Origin of the sequence: Pseudomonas sp. BW16M2, from assembly GCF_014268865.1 — a bacterium.
GTDB classification, from domain to species: domain Bacteria; phylum Pseudomonadota; class Gammaproteobacteria; order Pseudomonadales; family Pseudomonadaceae; genus Aquipseudomonas; species Aquipseudomonas peradeniyensis.
In genome coordinates this window covers 1-203 of record NZ_JABWRI010000111.1, presented here as the reverse complement: position 1 = coordinate 203, position 203 = coordinate 1, and the positions used below count along the sequence as shown (strand labels likewise).

The 203-nt window shown below is 67.5% G+C and carries 1 protein-coding gene; it reads right to left on the bottom strand.

The features are described from left to right. Positions 1-203 (bottom strand): hypothetical protein (locus HU735_RS26920; RefSeq protein ID WP_186716506.1); only part of this gene is annotated, 203 nt, incomplete at both ends.

Genomic DNA, 203 nt, shown 5'->3' with positions numbered 1-203 from the left:
GTGGTGAGGCCCTTGACCGTGTCGTAGACCTTGCTCAGGTCCTGGCTGGTCAAGGCCTCCAGCAGTTGCCGGAGCAGGCCCTGGTGCTTGGCGACTAGGGCCTGGTACAGCAGGCTGTCGGGGTTTTCCAGTTCCTGTTGCCACAGCCGTTGGCTCGCGCCGAGCGCGGCGCCGTCCTGCGGTTGGGTTTCGCTGGGGCCGCC